This is a genomic window from Nostoc sp. FACHB-888, assembly GCF_014696655.1.
In the GTDB taxonomy this organism is placed as follows: domain Bacteria; phylum Cyanobacteriota; class Cyanobacteriia; order Cyanobacteriales; family Nostocaceae; genus Nostoc.
Map to the genome: position 1 here is coordinate 19,459 of NZ_JACJQM010000035.1, position 18,569 is coordinate 38,027.

The window sequence follows — 18,569 nt, forward strand, 5'->3', positions numbered from 1 at the left end:
AAAGCAAGCCTGAGATGAAAAAACCGCTACTACCTGCATTAAAGTCAAAAAACTACCAGTTGTTTTTTGCCGGACAAGGTATTTCTCTAATTGGGACGTGGATGACGCAACTTGCGACAATTTGGCTAGTTTATGACTTGACAAACTCACCATTAATGCTAGGAGTTGTGGGATTTTCGAGTCAAATTCCTAGCTTTTTTTTAGCTCCCTTTGGCGGAGTATTTGTAGATCACTTTTCTCGATATCGTACCTTAATTAGTACGCAAGTCTTGGCGATGATTCAGTCGTTAACATTAGCAGTGCTGGCGCTGACTGGTGTGATTCAGGTATGGCATATCATTGCCTTGAGTTTATTCCAAGGATTTATTAATGCCTTAGATGCGCCAGCCCGCCAAGCGTTTGTGCCAGAATTGGTTGAACGCAGAGAAGATTTAGCAAATGCGATCGCCATTAACTCTACCATGATCAACGGTGCGCGATTAATTGGCCCTGCGATCGGAGGTTTACTAATTGCCGGGGTTGGAGCGGCCTATTGTTTTTTAATAGATGGTTTGAGCTACATTGCTGTAATCGCCGCTTTATTGGCAATGAAAGTTAAGCCTTGGAAACACTCGGTAACTAACGGTAATCCCTTGCAAAGAGTCAAAGAGGGATTTATATATGCCTTTAGTTTTCCACCCATTCGAGCTATTTTATTGTTATCAGCTTTAGTCAGCCTTATGGGGCTGCAAAACACTATTTTGGTACCAGTTATTGCAGAACAAGTTCTCAAAGGTGGTGCAGAAACATTGGGTTTTTTGATGGCGGCATCTGGAGTTGGAGCTTTAACGGGTGGTATTTATCTAGCTACCCGCCAAACAATCTTAGGAATTGGTAAGTTGATTGCCATAGCTCCGGCAATTTTAGGAAGTGGTTTAATTGCCTTTTCTTTATCTCGATTTTTACCACTTTCTTTATTTACAATGTTATTTGTTGGCTTAGGTACAATTCTCCAAATTGCTGCTAGCAACACATTTTTACAAACAATTGTTGAGGATGACAAACGTGGGCGATTGATGAGCTTATACACAATGTCATTTTTGGGAATGATTCCTATAGGTAATTTGTTAGGAGGTTTCTTAGCTAGTCGTATTGGTGCTACAAACACTTTAATTATTGATGGTATAGTTTGTATTTTAGGCTCTATCTTTTTTAGCAGACAGCTGCCTGCTTTAAGGAAAATAATGCTTCCAATTTATGAGCAAAAAGGCATTGTAATCAGTAAGAGAGCTTAGGATAAAACCTGCCAAGAGATGTAAAAATATAATAATAATTTTGTTGCTTAATTTTAAAACTAGAAAAATGCTATGACTAATATAGGTGTAATTCGTCAGCAAGCACCACCAGAACGTGTACCGCTAAGAACCTGGATTGGTGTATTAGCCAGTATGCTTGGTGCATTTATGGCAGTATTAGATATTCAAATAACTAATGCTTCGTTGCAAGATATTCAAGCAAGTTTAGGAGCAACTTTAGAAGAAGGTTCTTGGATTTCTACAGCGTATCTCGTAGCAGAAATTGTGGTAATTCCTCTAACAGGGTGGTTATCACGGGTGTTTTCTCTACGACGTTATTTATTAGTAAATACTGCACTATTTATTTTCTTTTCTATATGTTGTGCTTGGTCGTGGAATCTAAATTCCATGATTTTATTTCGCGCCTTGCAAGGTTTGAGCGGAGGAGTACTAATTCCTACCGCTATGACAGTTGTATTAACCACTTTACCCCAATCTAAGCAATCAGTTGGGCTGGCTGCATTTGGATTTAGTGCAGTTTTTGCACCCTCAATTGGCCCGACATTAGGAGGTTGGTTAACAGAAAACTTTGGTTGGGAATACAATTTTTATATAAATGTAATTCCAGGAGCATTAATGCTAGCTGGCGTTTGGTATGGAATTAAGCAAGAGCGTCCCCAAATTAATTTACTGAAACAAGGTGATTGGTGGGGAATTATTGCGATGGCTATTGGATTAGGTTCCCTGCAAGTTGTTTTAGAAGAAGGTAGCCGCAAAGATTGGTTTGGTTCAGCGTTGATTGTGCGCTTAAGCGTAATTGCGGTAATTTTTTTGGCGATATTTTTCTATATTGAATTAACTCGAAAGCAACCATTTATTAATTTACGGCTTTTAAGGCGTAACTTTGGTTTAGCCAGTATTGTGAATGTCTCGCTGGGAGTAGGATTGTATGGTTCAATTTATATTTTACCGTTGTATCTCGCCCAAATCCAAAAATACAATGCGCTGCAAATTGGTGAAGTATTAATTTGGGCTGGTATTCCCCAATTATTTATTATTCCTCTGATACCCAAACTCATGCAACGCATTGATGTGCGGTTAATGGTGGCTGTTGGTGTAACTTTGTTTTCCATCAGTGCATTTATGAACTCTGGAATGACTAATGAAACTGGATTAGATCAATTACGATGGTCACAATTTGTGCGTGCAATGGGGCAACCCCTAATTATGGTGCCACTAACTTCTATCGCCACTGCTGGGTTAAGCCCAAAAGAAGCAGGATCGGCGAGTGGTTTATTTAATATGATGCGGAATATGGGCGGTTCTATAGGAATTGCATCTTTAGCAACTCTATTAACTAATAGAGAGCAATTTCACTCAAATAGATTAAGTGATGGAATATCTTTATATAACCCAGAAACTCAACAGCGAATTGACCAAATGACACAGTATTTTATGAGTCGAGGAGCAGATTTAAGTACAGCGCAAAATCAAGCGATCGCATCCATATCTAATATAGTTCGTCGGGAAGCATTTGTAATGGCTTTTAACGATTGTTTTTACTTTATTGGTATTGCATTGTTACTCAGTGGCATTGCTATTTTATTCTTCAAAAAGGTAAAACTAATCGGTGGCGCTGTTGCTCATTAGATTTATTCTCTGGGGTAAAATATTTGATAAAACTACTAAGGTACTAATACTAATTCAAATAATGTTTGCGACACATCAATTATTTGTAAGGGCACAACATTGTTGTGCCCCTAGCCATCTGTCGCATTATTTTTTCAAATTGGTATAAGATGGTTATTAGTATGATAATCTAACATTTTTGGGTCAATCACTAAAGCATTATTCAAAATTCAAATTTTGGGGTTTTAATAGTTTAATATAGCAGTCCTAAAATTAAATAAGATTGCTATATCAACTAAAGACTTGCTTTCGATAATTTTTTAATTTGCCCAGTAAAATATGCTTCTTCATGTTTGAGTTGTTGTGCTAGTTCCAACCCTTTTTTAAAAGCTGTTAATGCTTGAGGAAACTCTTTACGTTCTAGATACAATTGCCCAATTTGGTCATAAGCTTGCATCATTCCGTAAAAGTTGGCTGCTTGCGACTCTGTCTCCACAAGAATTTGACTAACCTGCAAAGCCTCATCTGTTTGTCCTTGAGAACGGTACAGCGCAATTAACTTCTGCAAAGCTTCACCAGCACGAACGTACTCCTTTAATTGCCAAGCAGTAGTATAAGCTTCTTGATAATTATTAAAAGCTTCTAGCAGTAAGTTAGGATTTTCCTTTGCTAAAGATTCGTAATTTGAAGCGATCGCTAGCTTTAATTCTGGTATTTCAATAAGATTATTTTCATTGACGTAAATTTCTACTAATTTATTCAGTACATTCAATGACTGCTGCGGTTGTCTCGTCTGCTCATAAATGTAAGCCAGCCGTTGCAGATATGTTACCTCATTTACACGTTCGTTTTGGGAAGTAGCTAAAGCCAACAATTCTTCGTAAACTGGGGCGGCTTTGGGATAATCAAACCAACTCAAATGCAGTTCCCCCATTGTCTTGAGGTTTTCTACTACTGCTGTTGTATTTTTTTGCTCTCGCATCACTAATAAAACTTGGTCGTAAGCTTCCACAGCTAGTTTAGGCGATCGTAGATTTTGGTAAGCTTGACCTAGCGATCGCCACAATTCTAGATCAACTTGAGCAGTTGTTTTTTTAGATTGTGCCTGCTTTTGAATTGCTTGCAATCGCTGCGTAATATATTGTACTTCTTGTCCATCATTTTGCTTCCAAGCGATCGCTCCGACTCGTGATAGTGCTTGCACTTCTGCTAATGAACCTAAAAAGCGCCGCAAGCGAAGTTCCCGGTTCCAAATTTCAAACGCCCCCACTTGATCTCCTGCTTGCAGTTTCGTTGCTGCTTCTTGATTTAACGCATCCAGCGCTGGTTCTAACTTTTGTTGTTCTTGGAGAGTTAATGGTTGTTTATCCTTGGGCAAACGTGGTAGTAGTGGATCGGGTGTGGTAATTTCTAGGGGATTAGGAGGAAATTTATCAGGAAGTTTGGGCTTTTTAGTCTGTGCCAGCGTCAAGGAACTGCTAAATACTATAGCAGCAGTCACAATCACAATTAAGCGCCTGAGCATGGGTACTTTACCTTACCTCGAGTTGTTTCATGAGGTAATTATCCCCATGTCCTATTATTTTTACCTTATTTCAGCAATTCCGAAGCGTCACTGACTTAATCCTAAGCAGGAACCAAAATTCGTCCGTTGTAACCTGCTTGGTTATATTGTTCAAGGACATGAGTTGCAATACCTTTGCTCTGGCCTGATCTTACCAAAGCTACACTTGCCCCCCCAAAGCCTGCACCCGTCAGTCTTGCACCAAACACTCCTTCTGTTTTCTGCAAAATATCTACCAATATATCTAGGGCAGGCACTGAAACTTCATAATCATCTCGCAAGCTGGCATGGGAAGCATTCATTAATTCGCCAAAGCGCTCAGATGTTACTCCCTGCAAGACTTCCAAGACGCGGTTATCTTCTGTAACTACATGACGGGCACGACGCTGTAGTGGTTCGGGTAATGTTTCTGTTACATTAACATCAGTAATATCTCGCAATGCCTTAACTCCGAGCGATCGCGCCGCCTCCTCACACTCAGCGCGACGCTGGTTATAACCGCTACCTGCAAGTGTACGCGGTACACCGCTATCAATAACCAAAATCTCCGCTTTCTCAGGCAAAGGCATCACCCGACGTTCTAAAGTCCGAGTATCTAAAAACAAGATATGCTCAGTGTCAGCCAAGCTAGAAGCCATCTGATCCATAATGCCGCATTGCACGCCAGCATATTGAATTTCTGCTTGCTGGGCAATTTGGGCGATTTCAACATCATCAATGGGAAGGTTCAGAAGTTGGCGTAATGCCCGGAGGGTTGCCACTTCTAAAGCGGCGCTGCTAGATAAACCCGAACCCATAGGAACCGACGATTTGACGTACACACAAAGCGATGGAATTGTATATCCTGCTTTTTGCAAAAGCTCAATACAGCCAAAAATATAACTGGCAAATCCAGAGGGTTGATGATTAATATCTGAAATGCTCACTTGCTCGTTTAAATTTTCCGAGTAAAAGTGATGTTGGCTATCGCTACTAAAACCTAGCTGTACCGTCGTACCTTGAGGAATCGCAGTTGGAAGAACGAACCCGTCATTATAGTCGGTATGTTCGCCCAGTAAATTTACTCTTCCTGGCGCACTCGCTTGAGTTTCAGGTGGTTTACCGAATACTTGTTGAAAATCCATAATTTTTAATTATATAAAGGTACAGGGCGCAATCTTCCTTCTACCTCAACATTAGGAAAATTTGGATCAAAAGTCAGATTTTCCAACTTTCCATCCTCCAGAATCACAAAAGTATCTTCAACCTTCGCCCCTCGTAAACTGGGATTCCAAGCGACAGCAATACCTTCTGCCAAAGTATCAGTAGTGCTTGGATTTGCTACGATTTCTCGCGCTAAATATCCAGTAGTTCCTCCCTGGTGATGTTCAAGGATGGCATTGGGGAACCCATGCTGTTCATAAGCCTGAGCTAGCGCATGATAAACTCTGTCCAAACTGGTTCCAGGTTGGCACAAATTTAAAACTACTGCTTCTATTTCGCGCACATGGGAATGCAATTCGGCCTGTTCGTCTGAGAGCTTACCAAAACAAACAAATCGAGTCAGATTTGCATACAAACCGTAACCTCTAGCGCAAAACACCAGCATCGCTTGCCGTCCAATTTGCTCTGCTGTGGCTGTAGCATGACGGTATAGCGGTAAACGTCTATCACCTGCTACCAGTGTCAGCGCCGGATGCAAGCCTTTCGCCCATAATGCCTCTGCACCCGCACCTGCTAACTGATATTCTGTCCAAGTTGGCTTGGCGGCTTTGAGTACCTCTGTCATTGCCTGACTAGCTTTTTGCCCAACTTGGCGATATCGCTCTAATTCACTTGACATCATTACCCGTTTATGTAGTTGCAGAGATGTGGGTAACGGCTGTTCTAAATTGGAGATGGGGCGTTCGCGCTTCGCGTTGTCGGGGACATCGCTAATTGTTTTTCCGCCACCAGTTGCATCACGAACAAAAGACTCACGCGCAGCAGCATCGGCCCAAGGGTTAATATGCATCTTAAAATTAGCAGGCAGTTCTTCATCAATAAGACGCTGCCCTTCAATTTCATCCGTCAATACCCAAGCATCATCAATAGTTACTAATACTTCTGCTATACCAGTTTCAGCAGTAAGCAGCACGGTGCTAGAAGCGCCGCCTGTCGCCCAGGCAAACCAGTCTGTACCGCGTAAACGAACGCCTTGCGCTTCGGTTTCACGCAAGGTTTGCCTGATTAACTCTAGTTTTTTGGAGACTTCTTCGTTCATACAAAATTAGTAACCACAGATGAATACACACAATTATGAGATTCATCTGTATTTATATGCGTATGTCTATGGTTGGAAAAAAACTTTGGTAGGGTATTGTATCCCACATTCCGCAGGTTAATTAAGTTGAAAAAGGAGTTAAATCCCTAAAAGGGGATAGGACAACACGAAAGATGTTGACTGTTAACCGTCAACGGCCTAAAAAGCTGTCTCTCATCCCATCTTTGAAAAGAGTCGGTTTTCCCAATGCCTTTTTATAATATTTTTGACAAAGAGCACCAAAAAACTGGAGGAGCCACTTAGCATTATTTCTGTAATCGCCATCCACGTGGAACGAACTCGAATCGCCCCATATCAGCAGGGAGTTTTCAATATTTAGATCCGCTCGCTATGCCCGCTACACCCTAAAGTTACCGTTGAGTTAACAGAAGCACAACAGTGTAGAAACAGAAAATTCACAGGTGGAGTAAAGTACACCATCTATAAAAACAAGCAATTTATACCACTAATTTAATACTGTTTCAGCCAATATCCAATTAGTGTAAACATCCTCCATAAATCCTCTGTAGCCAAGAGTTTCACTCTGATTTCTAAACCTTACTTTCAAGGTAGTGATATAAGTTCCATTTATTACCTGATGACCATAGCCTAAAACTTGACCAACTTGGCCGATTTTCTGATGCAGGGCATAATCTCCGATATTCAGCATAGTTCTGATTCCCTACTTACTAAATAGAGTGGTTTGTGTTGGAATATTTGTGCGTGACAGTAATGTTCTCAAGCTTTAAAACTTAAGCTGCAATCTGAGGTTGTTTCTCAGTTTTAGCCCTAGTTTGAGTCAGCAAATGAGTATAGAGATCAGTTAACCCAGAAGCTACACTATCCCAGCTAAAAGCAATTTCTACCCGTTTGCGACCGGCTGCACCTAATTCGTCTCGCCAAATAGGGTTAATCAAAATCCGGTCAATAGCATCAGCAAAAGCTGCTTCGTCTTTCGGTGGTACTAGTAATCCTGTAACTTCAGGTACAACAGTAAACTCTAATCCGCCAACATTACTTGCCACTACTGGAGTCTGACTAGCCATAGCCTCAATCGCTACTAAACCAAAGGGTTCGTAGTGGCTGGGTACTACGCAGACATCAGCAGCAGCATAGTAGAAGGGTAGAACAGTATCATTTAAACGGCCCGGAAAGGTCGTGCAATCTTCTAGCCCTACTTCATCAACAATATTAGCAATGCGATCGCGTTCAATTCCATCACTTTGCCCTGGACAGCTACCACCCCCAATCACTAGCTTCAGATTAGCCTTACCCCTTAAACTAGACTGGGCAACGGCTCTTACCAAAGTTTCAATTCCCTTGCGACGGTCAAAACGACCAACGTAGAGAACCATTTTGGCATCAGGTGCAATTCCTAATTTTTCTCGTGCGACACTGCGCTCAATTCCGCCGTACTTATCAATATCAGTACCACAGGGAATCATTTTAATTTTCCCTTTCTGGGAAACTAATATCCGCATATGTTTTTGCTCTTGCGGACTTGTGGCAATCACACGATCTACAGTTTCTAAACAAGCTTTTTCTACAGCTAATCGTTGAGTAGCAATGACAGGAACTTCCCCAATACTTCTGTATTTTACTGCTCCTAATGAGTGGTAAGTATGCACCTGAATCAGCGATTGCTGCTTTTTCAATTCCATACCTACCCAACGCTATTTTGTGGGGCTCAAGTTATGTAATTGGCATTCAATATTTATTTAAAAAAGTGTATTCGCAATTACCAATTAATTTGACATCGACTAACCCCTCTAGGAGAACCGCACATCGAGCCAAGGTAGTTCTTAAGAACGATGTACTCATTAGTAAAACTTTGAAATTATGAAAACACACGAGCTATAAAGATATCAAAAAAAGCCCATGAAATCCCAAGAGACTCAAAACACAAGAACAGAAAATAATCTTCCCGTGGAAGAGGACACACCTGATTATATAAATCCTCAAGAACCTGGAAAATCTGAGCCTATGACTCAGGTACAAAGCGATAGTGTAATTACCAATCAGGACTTACCCGATCCACGGGTTCGCTATGGTTTTACCCTGGTTATAGTGGGGGCTGTCTTATTTGTTGTTGCCATTTACTACGGGATTATTAACCCTTAAGTGATTTACCTAACTCAGTCCTTTGACATCCTAGTAAACTCAGCGAGTCCGTCACGAAACTCGCTGGCTTTCAAAACCGTGCTTTATAGTTTCCCATTACACGGCTCACTCCACCCAAACAAAGTTATCTCTGAGAAGTGAGCCATCCCTGAAGATTTCTGCTCATTTCGATTGAACGAATCGCACCACCGGGTTTTAAAGATTTGAATTTGACGGCGTGCGATAACTATAGCCAACATTAGAATCTTTTTGAATGTGTGCTTTAATACTATCAAGATCAATGAAGCAGTCAGCAACATCAATTAAGCTTTCACTAGTGCTTGTTTGTAGACTTACCACTTCCACCCGAACCCCCATTCTGCTGACAGCGTTTACAGCATAGGCTAGATCACCATCACCACTGACTAAAACGGCAGTATCATAATAAGGAGCTAAAGTGATCATGTCTACAGCAATTTCTACATTCAAATTTGATTTTTTGAAATTCTCTGCTGGTTGCGTGATATCTTTAGCTACAACACGATAGCCATTACGACGCATCCATAATAGAAAACCCTGTTGCTTTTCATTACTAAGATCAACCCCAGTATAGAAGAAAGCACGCAACAGCCTTGAACCGTTAGTTAAATGACAAAGCAATTTAACGTAGTCAATTTCGATGCCGAGTTGTAAAGCTGTATGAAATAGACTTAAGCCATCAATAAAAATAGCAACTCGACCACGATTTAGGCTATTGAAAGTCGAACTATCAGGTGCAGTATCTCCCATCTTGGCATCTTTACTTTTGACGGCAGTATCGTTCAAATTTTGACCTTGCCAATGTGGTTTAGCCTTAAGTACTTTAGATTCTTTAAATTCATTTCTTTGTTTGCTAAAATTAGTTATAATCATTGATACCTCTGATTTTAAAAATCGAAAAATTTTTGGGTAAATTGTCTATACTATAGTCTGCGCTGATTTATAGCTCTATATTAAGTCACTATATGCAGATAAATTTAACTGGCGCTCAAGAGGATTCAAAGTAGACGCTCTAAGGGTTCTTCACTGTTGTCAGCCTTTGTTTGACGGAACATTACCTGCGCCCACAGATATGTTAATCTTTACCCACCGAGACAGCAAGAGTTTGGAGAAAATAAATCTTCCTGTAAGGGTAGGGGCAAGAATTCATGATGCTTGCGACGGGCTACGCCAATGCCATCTGTTTATTTATTTTTATTTTACCTCTGTATTTTAATAGAATTTACCACAAGCTAAAGACGCTCAAATAATGGCAAAATTAGAGTCACTAATAATTTAATATACGATGCCTGCGGCGGGCTACGGCAACGCGCCTCAATAAGTAAGTTTTAGCAAGGTATTTAGGTAATCTTTAATACAACTTTTATAAAAGTTGATCTAAATAAAAGACTACTAAACGGTCAATAGCCAGAAAGCGTTGACGAAAATACAATATTCCCGGCTTCTCTAGAGAAGCCGGGAATATGAGTCTTAGTCTTTAGCTAACTTATTATTGGATGTGTAGTAAACCTTACTACCAGTATCAGGTACAAAATGGCAGCTGATACATGAATTCCATACTGACTTCCAAATCGGTTCTTCCGATTTATGGAAATACTCACCCATCACTGGTTTTATTGCCTCAGTTGCTTTCAGCAAATTGTAGTGAGGGATGTTAAGGAATATATGGTGAGCAACATGAGTACCGATATCGTGATGGATATGATTGATCAAACCATAGTTACGGTCAATGCTAGAAATTGCGCCTTTTAGGAAAGTCCAATCTTCTCCACGATACCAGGGAAGCTCTGGCTCAGTATGGTGCAAGAATGTCACCAAATCTAGCCAAACTATGAACACCAGGTAGGGCACAGCGTAATATTTCAGCAACCACATCCAGCCCCATTGGTAGGTGAGGAAACCTAGCAAACCTACCATGCCAATCAACAGTACAGTACTAGTGATGACATCCCATTTTTCCGATGGTTTGAAAAGCGAACTACTGGGCAAAAAGTGAGAGCCTTCTTTATTAGGAGAACGCTTAAACAGATACACAGGATAAGCCAAAAGAAAAACATAATATCTGCCTATTTTTTGGGCTAAAGGCATCTCCTTATATTGGGATTCTGTCACAGGATACCAGCTTTCATCGTTATCGATGTTGCCAGTATTTTTGTGATGAGTTCTGTGACTAATCCGCCAACCATGATAAGGAACAAGTATTGGTGTGTGAGAAAGATGTCCAATCAAATCATTGAGCCATTTATGCTTAGAAAAAGATTGGTGTCCGCAGTCATGTCCTACTACAAACAAAGCCCAAAACATCGTTCCTTGCATTAGCCAGAAAATCGGAAAGAAAAGCCAAGAATCCAGGTAAGAAGCAACTGCATAAAGCAGAGCGATAATCACGATATCACGAAAAAAGTAAAAAAGTGATTTTGTGACATTGGGCTGAAAGCATTCAGCAGGAATTGCAGCTTTTAAATCCCCAAGTGTGAAAGGTAATTTAGTTGTATCCTCAGACGTTTCAAAGCCAGGAGGATTGTTGGACGTGATGATATTTGATGGCACTGGATTCTTTTGTTTAGATATAAATCGGAACTTGATTTGAGACAAGATAATCTCACCTCTAGGATGCCCATGATACTAGCGATCGCTAACAAACAAGAGGATAATTTCTGGCAATTTGCCTAACAATATTTAGTCAGTAATAAATTGCCAGATTCTATTTAAACACAGCATGATAAACGCTCTCGTTGGTTCAAGAGCGTGAGTGTAATCACAGCGCTATTTATTGCTGTGTGTAATGTTCGTTGAAAGTCTTATAGCCAACATCAGTTGTGTATAGTTGACATTGGTCTGTAATCTGCTTCATTAAAGGCCAAGAAAACTGACATTCATCATGCAGATAAGGCTCCCAATTTTCTTTGATGCTGCTGTAAGCTAGCCGCAAATTATAAGAAGGAATCGCAGTGGAAATATGATGAGGGACATGAACATTAATATCGTGGCACAGGATTTCTACCCAGCGCGGATAATCGCAATGAATAGTGCCATTTAGCTGTGCTAGAGCTTCGTTCCACTTGTTCGCTGTCGCAAAAGGAACATCTGCGGCAGTGTGGTGAACAATAGTAAAAGTACTCATCCAAAAATGGTAAATCATCCAAGGCACTAGCCAAAACTTGACAAATCCCCAGATACCAGTTGTAGCGATGAGAATTGGGAAAGCGATCGCCGCAAACACAACTACTACTGCTACAGAAAGCTTGATGCTCGATTGGTCTTTCGTTTTGAAGTTCCGCCAATCAAAATGCACTACAGCCCAATGTCCAATGGAACCTACCCACCAGAGGCGTTTACGCATGAATAGCTCAAAAGCAGACTGCCGGGTTTTATCCCAATCTTCAAACACTTCTGGTCTGATTGGATGCCAAGCGTTATCCTCATCCAGCTTGTTGGTATGAGTATGGTGATAATTATGCTTAATGCGCCAACTGTGAAAGGGGTAAATCAACGGCATCATGAAGAAATGCCCTACCAAATCATTTACCCAACGACGTTTGGCAAAAGATCTGTGACCACAATCATGGCCAATTACAAAAAAACCTGTTAAAGCAGTGCCCGTAAAAATCCAAGCCAGGGGCAAGAGAAACCAAGGAGTGATAATCAGGCTGTAATAGCCCAAGCCAACCGCCAAGACACTGAGCAGTACTTGTGTCCAAGCTTTGCGACGATTCTGCTGAAAACATTCCCGTGGCAGCGTTTTGACAATATCTTTGAGCCGAAAGTCGGAATTACTAGGCTCGTCACTTAGTTTCTGGCTATTAATTATTGATGTAGTCATGAACACCTGAAAAAGAACAAACTCCTCCACCAAGTCACTAAAAAAGCAACTTGCCGCAAAATTTCTTAATATTAGCGCTTCGGATTATAGCAATCTAACCGACACAAGCGCACCAGTAAATAGCTTTTTGAAAAGTTAGGAGTTAGAAGTGATGAGTTATGAGTTAAAAACGTTACGCATCATAACTCCAAACTCCAACTTCAGCTCCTAACCCCTAACTCCTAACCCCTAACTAACTTTTGTTGGGGCCAACTTCACATTAGTAGCCAGACCAACTGCTTGCAGCAATTGAACAGTCATCCAAGTTAAATCGATTTCCCACCATTCCAACCCATGACGAGCTGAGTATTGAAAAGCATGATGGTTATTATGCCAGCCTTCACCGAAAACTAGTACGGCTACCCACCAGCAATTAGTCGATTGATCCCCAGAATCATAGCTCCGATAGCCAAATTTATGAGTAGCGCTGTTCACCAACCAAGTGCAGTGGTAAACCCACACAATGCGAACAAAAATTCCCCAAATAACAAAGGGCCAGCCACCCAGAAGCAAAAGCAATACACCCAGAGCAACCTGGATCAAAATGAAATATTTTTCTAAAAACTGATAAACTGGGTCTTCTGCAATGTCTTTGGTGAAACGAGGAACATCAGCGTGAGCGGGACAAAAATGAATCAGCCAATCCATGTGGCTCCACCAGAACCCTTTATTAGAATCATGTGGATCAGCGTCAGTATCCGAGTGTAAATGATGGATACGATGTGTCCCTATCCACTCAATTGGGCCTCCTTGACAGGAGAGTGTCCCAAAGAAAACCAGGAGATATTCTAGCCACTTGGGAGTTTGAAAACTGCGATGGGTGACAAGGCGATGAAATCCTAGAGTAACGCCTAAGCCGCCAGTCACCCAATATAGCAAGACACCCACACCAACTGCCGTCCAGCTAAAGTTACCAGGAACAAAGGCAAATAAAGCGCCGATGTGCAGTGCAATGAAGAACAGGGTATTAACCCAGTTAATTTGAGGTTTAGTTGAGGTAGCAATTGTCATGCAGTAACCTGAATTTGAATTTTCCAGCCTAGTCTGCGCGATTTTAAAATCCGCATATCTATAATTTAATTTTTTTTGAACGAGGAACTGATGAACAGCTTAGAGCAGCTGCAGCAAGCAGAACAGGCACTATTAGAAATTTTTTCTGGAATTGACACTCATATCAAGCATAATCTAAAACGAGTGCTGGATGCCTTTCGTAATCACCGTGTGGGCGCACACCATTTTGCTGGTGTAAGTGGCTATGGTCACGATGATTTAGGACGAGAAACTTTAGATAAAGTTTTTGCCGAAGTTATGGGTGCTGAAGCTGCGGCGGTGCGGGTGCAGTTCGTTTCGGGAACTCATGCGATCGCCTGTGCTTTGTTTGGTGTTCTCCGTCCTGGAGATGAAATGTTAGCAGTGGTCGGTTCTCCCTACGATACGCTTGAAGAAGTCATTGGTTTACGTGGTCAAGGTCAAGGCTCTCTTATCGAGTTTGGCATAAATTACCGCCAATTGGAGCTAACCTCAGAAGGAACTATAGATTGGCAAGCTTTAAGTACTAATGTGACTGAAAACACTCGTTTAGTGTTAATTCAGCGTTCTTGTGGCTATTCTTGGCGGCCTAGTTTATCAATTGCTGATATTGAAAAAATTGTCCACTTAGTCAAACAGCAAAACCCGAACACCGTTTGCTTTGTGGATAACTGCTACGGCGAATTTATTGAAACCAAGGAACCTACAGCCGTAGGTGCTGATTTAATGGCGGGATCGCTGATTAAAAATCCTGGTGGAACTATTGTCAGCGCTGGTGGTTATGTTGCCGGTCGCGCCGACTTAGTGGAAGCATCTGCTTGTCGCCTTACTGCTCCCGGTATCGGGAGTTATGGTGGCGCTACTTTTGACCAAAATCGCCTGCTGTTCCAAGGCTTATTTCTGGCTCCGCAAATGGTAGGAGAGGCGATGAAAGGGACATACTTAACTGGTTATGTATTTGACAAACTCGGTTATCCAGTGAATCCCGCACCTCTGGCTCCCCGTGGAGATGTAATTCAGGCAATCAAACTCGGTTCTGCCGAAAAGCTAATTGCTTTCTGTAAAGCCATACAACAGCATTCTCCCATTGGTTCCTATCTTGACCCTGTTCCAGATGAAATGCCGGGGTATGAGAGCAAAGTAGTCATGGCTGGGGGGACATTTATTGAAGGGAGTACCTTGGAATTATCGGCAGATGGGCCTTTGCGTGAACCGTATGTGGTTTATTGCCAGGGGGGGACTCATTGGACTCATGTAGCGATCGCACTAGAAGCTGCGATCGATGCAATAGGAAGTGCTGGTGATTGATTACAGGATATATCCCGCAGGGCGTCAGGTTTATTGAGAAATTAGTGAAAAGCGATGCCTACGGCTGGCTACGCCTACGCATTTGTTATTTCGGCGAACCCATTTGTTATTTCGGCGATACCTACGGCTGGCTACGCCTACGCATTTGTTATATTAGGGATTTCGTTTCTAGCATCGCTCTCACTAATTTCACGTTCCTAATTTATCAAACTACCAAATGATAGCTACCTGATGCATCTTCATCAAAAATTCCCCCAACCTTCTTTTGCAAGGAGAATTGGGGGAATCAAGTCTTATTCAGATGTGAATGCAACTCTATGCCAATGATTAGCCACTGATAGTTGTTGTATGCTCAATCAAAGAGGTGCGATCAAACCGTTGCCTTATGCCTGTGGCATTTTCGAGGTACCATGCAGTCTTGGATCGGGCACAGGAGGTTGCGGTTCTGGACCTAGTGGTTGGGGATTTTCCACATACTCAAATTCGCCTTTGCCATCCATTGAGGGGCCTTTTGCCCAACGACCTTCAGAGCTTTCTGTGCCTTCTGAGTGATTCCAGAACTGATAAGAAAACTCGCGTTTTTCCAATTCCAATGGGAAGGAACTAGGAACCGGAGTGGTTTCCATTCCAGAGCTTTCTAAATCTTCAATGGTTGCTAGCCACAAGTTTTGATGCATGGTGTCACGAGCGATCATAAAGCTTAAGGTATCTTTCACCCCTGGATCGTCGGTCATCTCATACAGTCGCACTGCTTGCAAACGTCCTTGACTTTCGGCGTGAAGATTAGACCGGAAATCTGCCAACAGGTTACCACTGGAGACAATAAAGCGACCGTTCCAAGGATAGCCGACGCTATCAGATGGTGTTGCACCCAAACCAGACACAATGGCGTGTTGGGGGTTCATCGCCGCTGCCATAATTACATCCCGTGGGCTACTACCGCCCATTACCGCACCTACTACCGCATCTTTTGCACTTTCTTCTTGCATTTTGATCGGCGCTTTATCTAGAAGATGGGCAATCATCGTTGCCAGCATCTCAATATGACCGATTTCTTCAGTCCCAACGTCTAGCAGCATATCTCGGTACTTGGCAGGGCCTCGACAGTTCCAACCCTGAAACAGATACTGCATCATCACCGTCATTTCACCAAAAGTGCCGCCAATGAGTTCTTGAATTTTCATTGCGTAAACTGCATCTGGTTTTTCTGGTGGCTTAAAATACTGAAGTTTCTTATTGTGATAAAACATTTGAATTCCTCGTTAATAGATGTCGTTTACACAAAATCAAACAGTTGCCAAACTTTTATGCGATTTTGCGTAGCCTCTTATTACTAGGAAACTAATCAAATGCTTTATCTTCATCAGCCTCTAGTCTGATAAAAAAAATACTTTTAAATAAGTATTCCGACTAGGGCTTTTTTATTTATAGTTCTGTCTAGGAAAGGATTTCATAAACCCCTGGCTTATTTCGAGAAAGGTATAACCAAAAGACAGTAGGGTAGCACAGCTGTGCTACCCTACCAAATGCCTACATTTAGAAAGAGGCAAGGGGGATGGAAAAGAATTGGGATTCGGCACTTCTCTACGAGAGGCTGCGCCCTAAGCATAGATATGACGCAGCCTTTACGACAGAGCTACGTAACTAACCCACCTGTTGCGTTAACTTATCGCTCTTTACAAGAACCACATCCCCTGTTGTGGGGGACTCAGACCCATGTTCCCTCGTTCATTCCACAGCAAGATGAGGTCATTTCCCCCTGCTCCCTGCTCCCTGCCCCCTGCTCCTACTCGCTGCCCTCTGCCTCTTCATTGAAAACGGCTTGTTATCTATCTGTAGCTTAATTCTCATCCCGTCCGTGGACTTGAGCCGGTGGACTGGTTGCTTCAACAGCCGTGAATGGTTCCAGGATTTTGTATGTGTGGCTGGCTCCTTTGGGTACAACCCAAGAATTTCCAGGCTCTAGCAAAATCATTTGCCCTTCAATGTGCAATTCGGCACGACCATTAATTACATAACCAACTGTTTCATAGTCGCGCGAAGCTGGTTCTTTGTCTTCATTTGGTTGTTCGTCTTCCCAAAGACGCATGGAAATAGATTTACCAGAAGCAAGATACTTCTGACCGAGTTTACCTTTAGGGGAATGGGTAGAATCTATTTTTTTAACGCTGGTATCGCTCATAATCACCTTACGGTTTGAGTACAACTTTGATGCAGTTATCTTTCTTGTGCTTAAAAATTTCGTAGCCGTGGGGCGCTTGTTCTAGAGGTAAAGTATGGGTGATGATAAAGGTTGGATCGATTTCACCGTTTTGAATCCGTTCTAACAAGGGTCGTAAATACCTATGGACATTTGTTTGTCCCATTTTAAAGGTTAATCCCTTGTTCATGGCAGCACCCATCGGGATTTTGTCAAGGAAGCCACCGTACACACCCGCAATTGATACGTGACCACCTTTAGCAGCAGATACTATTACTTGCCGTAATGCCGTTGGACGGTCTGTTTCGAGGCGTACTGCTTGCTTTACCTGGTCGTAGAATGCCATAAAATCTGTGCCGTGTGCCTCCATTCCTACTGCATCTATGCAAGCATCGGGGCCACGACCGCCAGTCATTTCTTTGAGTGCTTCGCCTACATTCACTTCTTCATAGTTCAGAACTTCTGCTTTGCCGTATTCTTTAGCCATTTGCAGCCGTTCAGGAATCCGGTCAAAGGCGATAACACGTTCCGCGCCGAGCATATATGCGCTTTTTATGGCGAATTGCCCAACTGGACCACAACCCCAAACGGCAACAATATCACCAGGTTTAATGTTGCAGTTCTCGGCTGCCATATAGCCAGTGGGAAAAATATCTGTTAAAAATAGCACTTGCTCATCCGTTAAACCATCGGGAATTTTGAGCAAACCTACATCGGCAAAGGGTACTCGTGCATACTCTGCTTGACCACCAGCGTAACCACCGAATAAATGAGAGTAGCCAAATAGTCCTGCTGGCGAATGACCCATTTGCTTTTCTACTAACCAAGCATTGGGGTTAGAGTTATCGCACAGTGACCATAAATCCCGATTGCAGAAAAAGCAACTACCACAAGATATAGTAAAAGGAACAACGACGCGATCGCCTACCTTCACATTTTTAACCGCACTTCCAAGTTCTACAACTTCCCCCATGAATTCATGACCAAGGATATCGCCCTTTTGCATGGTGGGAATGTAGCCATCATAAATATGCAAATCTGAACCGCAAATTGCCGTAGAAGTAATTTTAACAATGGCATCGCGTGGGTTGAGAATTTTGGGGTCGGGAACTGTATCAACCCGAACGTCGTTTGCTCCATGCCAGCAAACTGCTTTCATAATTATTTATTCCTTAGTTATGATTTATGGCTTGTTTATATCAAGATAAATACTCGATTTAGCCTGATTTTGAGACGCGATAATTATCGCGTCTCAGTCACTACTCAAATTTGGTTGAGCAATG

Annotated in this window: 15 protein-coding genes and 1 pseudogene; 4 read left to right on the forward strand and 12 right to left on the reverse strand. The window is 42.0% G+C overall.

The genetic code is table 11. The features are described 5' to 3' along the window. Positions 1 to 14 precede the first annotated feature (14 nt). A complete protein-coding gene (locus H6G26_RS20990; protein WP_190731099.1) occupies positions 15 to 1,274 on the forward strand; it encodes an MFS transporter in 1,260 nt (419 codons plus the stop codon). Positions 1,275 to 1,346: 72 nt separating this feature from the next. After that, positions 1,347 to 2,924 (forward strand): DHA2 family efflux MFS transporter permease subunit, encoded by a 1,578-nt coding sequence (locus tag H6G26_RS20995; protein WP_190731100.1) that lies wholly within the window; start codon positions 1,347 to 1,349, stop codon positions 2,922 to 2,924. A gap of 274 nt (positions 2,925 to 3,198) precedes the next feature. Here the strand turns inward: H6G26_RS20995 and H6G26_RS21000 are convergent, their stop codons facing one another. The 5 genes and pseudogenes from H6G26_RS21000 to H6G26_RS21020 all read right to left on the reverse strand — a co-directional run. Continuing rightward, on the reverse strand, positions 3,199 to 4,428 hold the full coding sequence (locus H6G26_RS21000; RefSeq protein ID WP_190731101.1) for a hypothetical protein: 1,230 nt from the start codon (positions 4,426 to 4,428) through the stop codon (positions 3,199 to 3,201). A 101-nt stretch (positions 4,429 to 4,529) separates the two neighbouring features. Next, positions 4,530 to 5,591: a galactokinase gene (gene galK / locus H6G26_RS21005; RefSeq protein ID WP_190731102.1), complete on the reverse strand. Its 1,062-nt coding sequence runs from the start codon at positions 5,589 to 5,591 to the stop codon at positions 4,530 to 4,532. A gap of 5 nt (positions 5,592 to 5,596) precedes the next feature. Beyond that, positions 5,597 to 6,709, reverse strand: coding sequence for a M24 family metallopeptidase (locus tag H6G26_RS21010; protein WP_190731103.1), 1,113 nt, complete (start codon positions 6,707 to 6,709; stop codon positions 5,597 to 5,599). A gap of 505 nt (positions 6,710 to 7,214) precedes the next feature. Then, entirely contained in the window at positions 7,215 to 7,418 is a 204-nt protein-coding gene (locus H6G26_RS21015) for a hypothetical protein (RefSeq protein ID WP_190731104.1), read from the reverse strand. An 82-nt stretch (positions 7,419 to 7,500) separates the two neighbouring features. Beyond that, positions 7,501 to 8,418: pseudogene (locus H6G26_RS21020) on the reverse strand (glycosyltransferase); the annotation flags it as partial. Positions 8,419 to 8,626: 208 nt separating this feature from the next. Here H6G26_RS21020 and H6G26_RS21025 point away from each other — a divergent pair. Continuing rightward, on the forward strand, positions 8,627 to 8,869 hold the full coding sequence (locus H6G26_RS21025) for a hypothetical protein (RefSeq protein ID WP_190731105.1): 243 nt from the start codon (positions 8,627 to 8,629) through the stop codon (positions 8,867 to 8,869). A gap of 195 nt (positions 8,870 to 9,064) precedes the next feature. Here H6G26_RS21025 and H6G26_RS21030 read toward each other — a convergent pair whose 3' ends face one another. The 4 genes from H6G26_RS21030 to H6G26_RS21045 all read right to left on the reverse strand — a co-directional run bounded on the left by H6G26_RS21030 (position 9,065) and on the right by H6G26_RS21045 (position 13,760). Further along, positions 9,065 to 9,760: an NYN domain-containing protein gene (locus H6G26_RS21030; RefSeq protein ID WP_190731106.1), complete on the reverse strand. Its 696-nt coding sequence runs from the start codon at positions 9,758 to 9,760 to the stop codon at positions 9,065 to 9,067. Positions 9,761 to 10,357: 597 nt separating this feature from the next. Beyond that, a complete protein-coding gene (locus H6G26_RS21035) occupies positions 10,358 to 11,437 on the reverse strand; it encodes a fatty acid desaturase (protein ID WP_190731145.1) in 1,080 nt (359 codons plus the stop codon). Between the two features lie 220 nt (positions 11,438 to 11,657). Further along, positions 11,658 to 12,710, reverse strand: a complete 1,053-nt coding sequence (locus H6G26_RS21040; protein ID WP_190731107.1) for a fatty acid desaturase — start codon at positions 12,708 to 12,710, stop codon at positions 11,658 to 11,660. Positions 12,711 to 12,938: 228 nt separating this feature from the next. Beyond that, positions 12,939 to 13,760 carry an acyl-CoA desaturase gene (locus H6G26_RS21045; protein ID WP_190731108.1) on the reverse strand — a complete coding sequence of 274 codons (822 nt, stop codon included), beginning with the start codon at positions 13,758 to 13,760 and terminating at the stop codon, positions 12,939 to 12,941. A gap of 90 nt (positions 13,761 to 13,850) precedes the next feature. Between H6G26_RS21045 and H6G26_RS21050 the strand changes: the two genes are divergently transcribed. Continuing rightward, entirely contained in the window at positions 13,851 to 15,086 is a 1,236-nt protein-coding gene (locus H6G26_RS21050) for a methionine gamma-lyase family protein (RefSeq protein WP_190731109.1), read from the forward strand. A 383-nt stretch (positions 15,087 to 15,469) separates the two neighbouring features. On the opposite strand, the gene H6G26_RS21055 is transcribed toward H6G26_RS21050, so the two are convergent. The 3 genes from H6G26_RS21055 to H6G26_RS21065 all read right to left on the reverse strand — a co-directional run bounded on the left by H6G26_RS21055 (position 15,470) and on the right by H6G26_RS21065 (position 18,445). Then, on the reverse strand, positions 15,470 to 16,336 hold the full coding sequence (locus tag H6G26_RS21055; protein WP_190731110.1) for a manganese catalase family protein: 867 nt from the start codon (positions 16,334 to 16,336) through the stop codon (positions 15,470 to 15,472). Between the two features lie 590 nt (positions 16,337 to 16,926). Next, positions 16,927 to 17,268 carry a cupin domain-containing protein gene (locus tag H6G26_RS21060; protein ID WP_190731111.1) on the reverse strand — a complete coding sequence of 114 codons (342 nt, stop codon included), beginning with the start codon at positions 17,266 to 17,268 and terminating at the stop codon, positions 16,927 to 16,929. A 7-nt stretch (positions 17,269 to 17,275) separates the two neighbouring features. Next, entirely contained in the window at positions 17,276 to 18,445 is a 1,170-nt protein-coding gene (locus tag H6G26_RS21065) for a zinc-dependent alcohol dehydrogenase (RefSeq protein ID WP_190731112.1), read from the reverse strand. Positions 18,446 to 18,569: the final 124 nt, after the last annotated feature.

Bases quoted from the DNA above. Each gene is read 5' to 3' on its own strand.
- H6G26_RS21000 (WP_190731101.1), bottom strand. From the start codon at position 4,428: ATGCTCAGGCGCTTAATTGTGATTGTGACTGCTGCTATAGTATTTAGC.
- H6G26_RS21025 (WP_190731105.1), top strand. From the start codon at position 8,627: ATGAAATCCCAAGAGACTCAAAACACAAGAACAGAAAATAATCTTCCC.
- H6G26_RS21045 (WP_190731108.1), bottom strand. From the start codon at position 13,760: ATGACAATTGCTACCTCAACTAAACCTCAAATTAACTGGGTTAATACC.
- galK (WP_190731102.1), bottom strand. From the start codon at position 5,591: ATGGATTTTCAACAAGTATTCGGTAAACCACCTGAAACTCAAGCGAGT.
- H6G26_RS21065 (WP_190731112.1), bottom strand. From the start codon at position 18,445: ATGAAAGCAGTTTGCTGGCATGGAGCAAACGACGTTCGGGTTGATACA.
- H6G26_RS20995 (WP_190731100.1), top strand. From the start codon at position 1,347: ATGACTAATATAGGTGTAATTCGTCAGCAAGCACCACCAGAACGTGTA.
- H6G26_RS21030 (WP_190731106.1), bottom strand. From the start codon at position 9,760: ATGATTATAACTAATTTTAGCAAACAAAGAAATGAATTTAAAGAATCT.
- H6G26_RS21010 (WP_190731103.1), bottom strand. From the start codon at position 6,709: ATGAACGAAGAAGTCTCCAAAAAACTAGAGTTAATCAGGCAAACCTTG.
- H6G26_RS21050 (WP_190731109.1), top strand. From the start codon at position 13,851: ATGAACAGCTTAGAGCAGCTGCAGCAAGCAGAACAGGCACTATTAGAA.
- H6G26_RS21015 (WP_190731104.1), bottom strand. From the start codon at position 7,418: ATGCTGAATATCGGAGATTATGCCCTGCATCAGAAAATCGGCCAAGTT.
- H6G26_RS21055 (WP_190731110.1), bottom strand. From the start codon at position 16,336: ATGTTTTATCACAATAAGAAACTTCAGTATTTTAAGCCACCAGAAAAA.
- H6G26_RS21040 (WP_190731107.1), bottom strand. From the start codon at position 12,710: ATGACTACATCAATAATTAATAGCCAGAAACTAAGTGACGAGCCTAGT.
- H6G26_RS20990 (WP_190731099.1), top strand. From the start codon at position 15: ATGAAAAAACCGCTACTACCTGCATTAAAGTCAAAAAACTACCAGTTG.
- H6G26_RS21060 (WP_190731111.1), bottom strand. From the start codon at position 17,268: ATGAGCGATACCAGCGTTAAAAAAATAGATTCTACCCATTCCCCTAAA.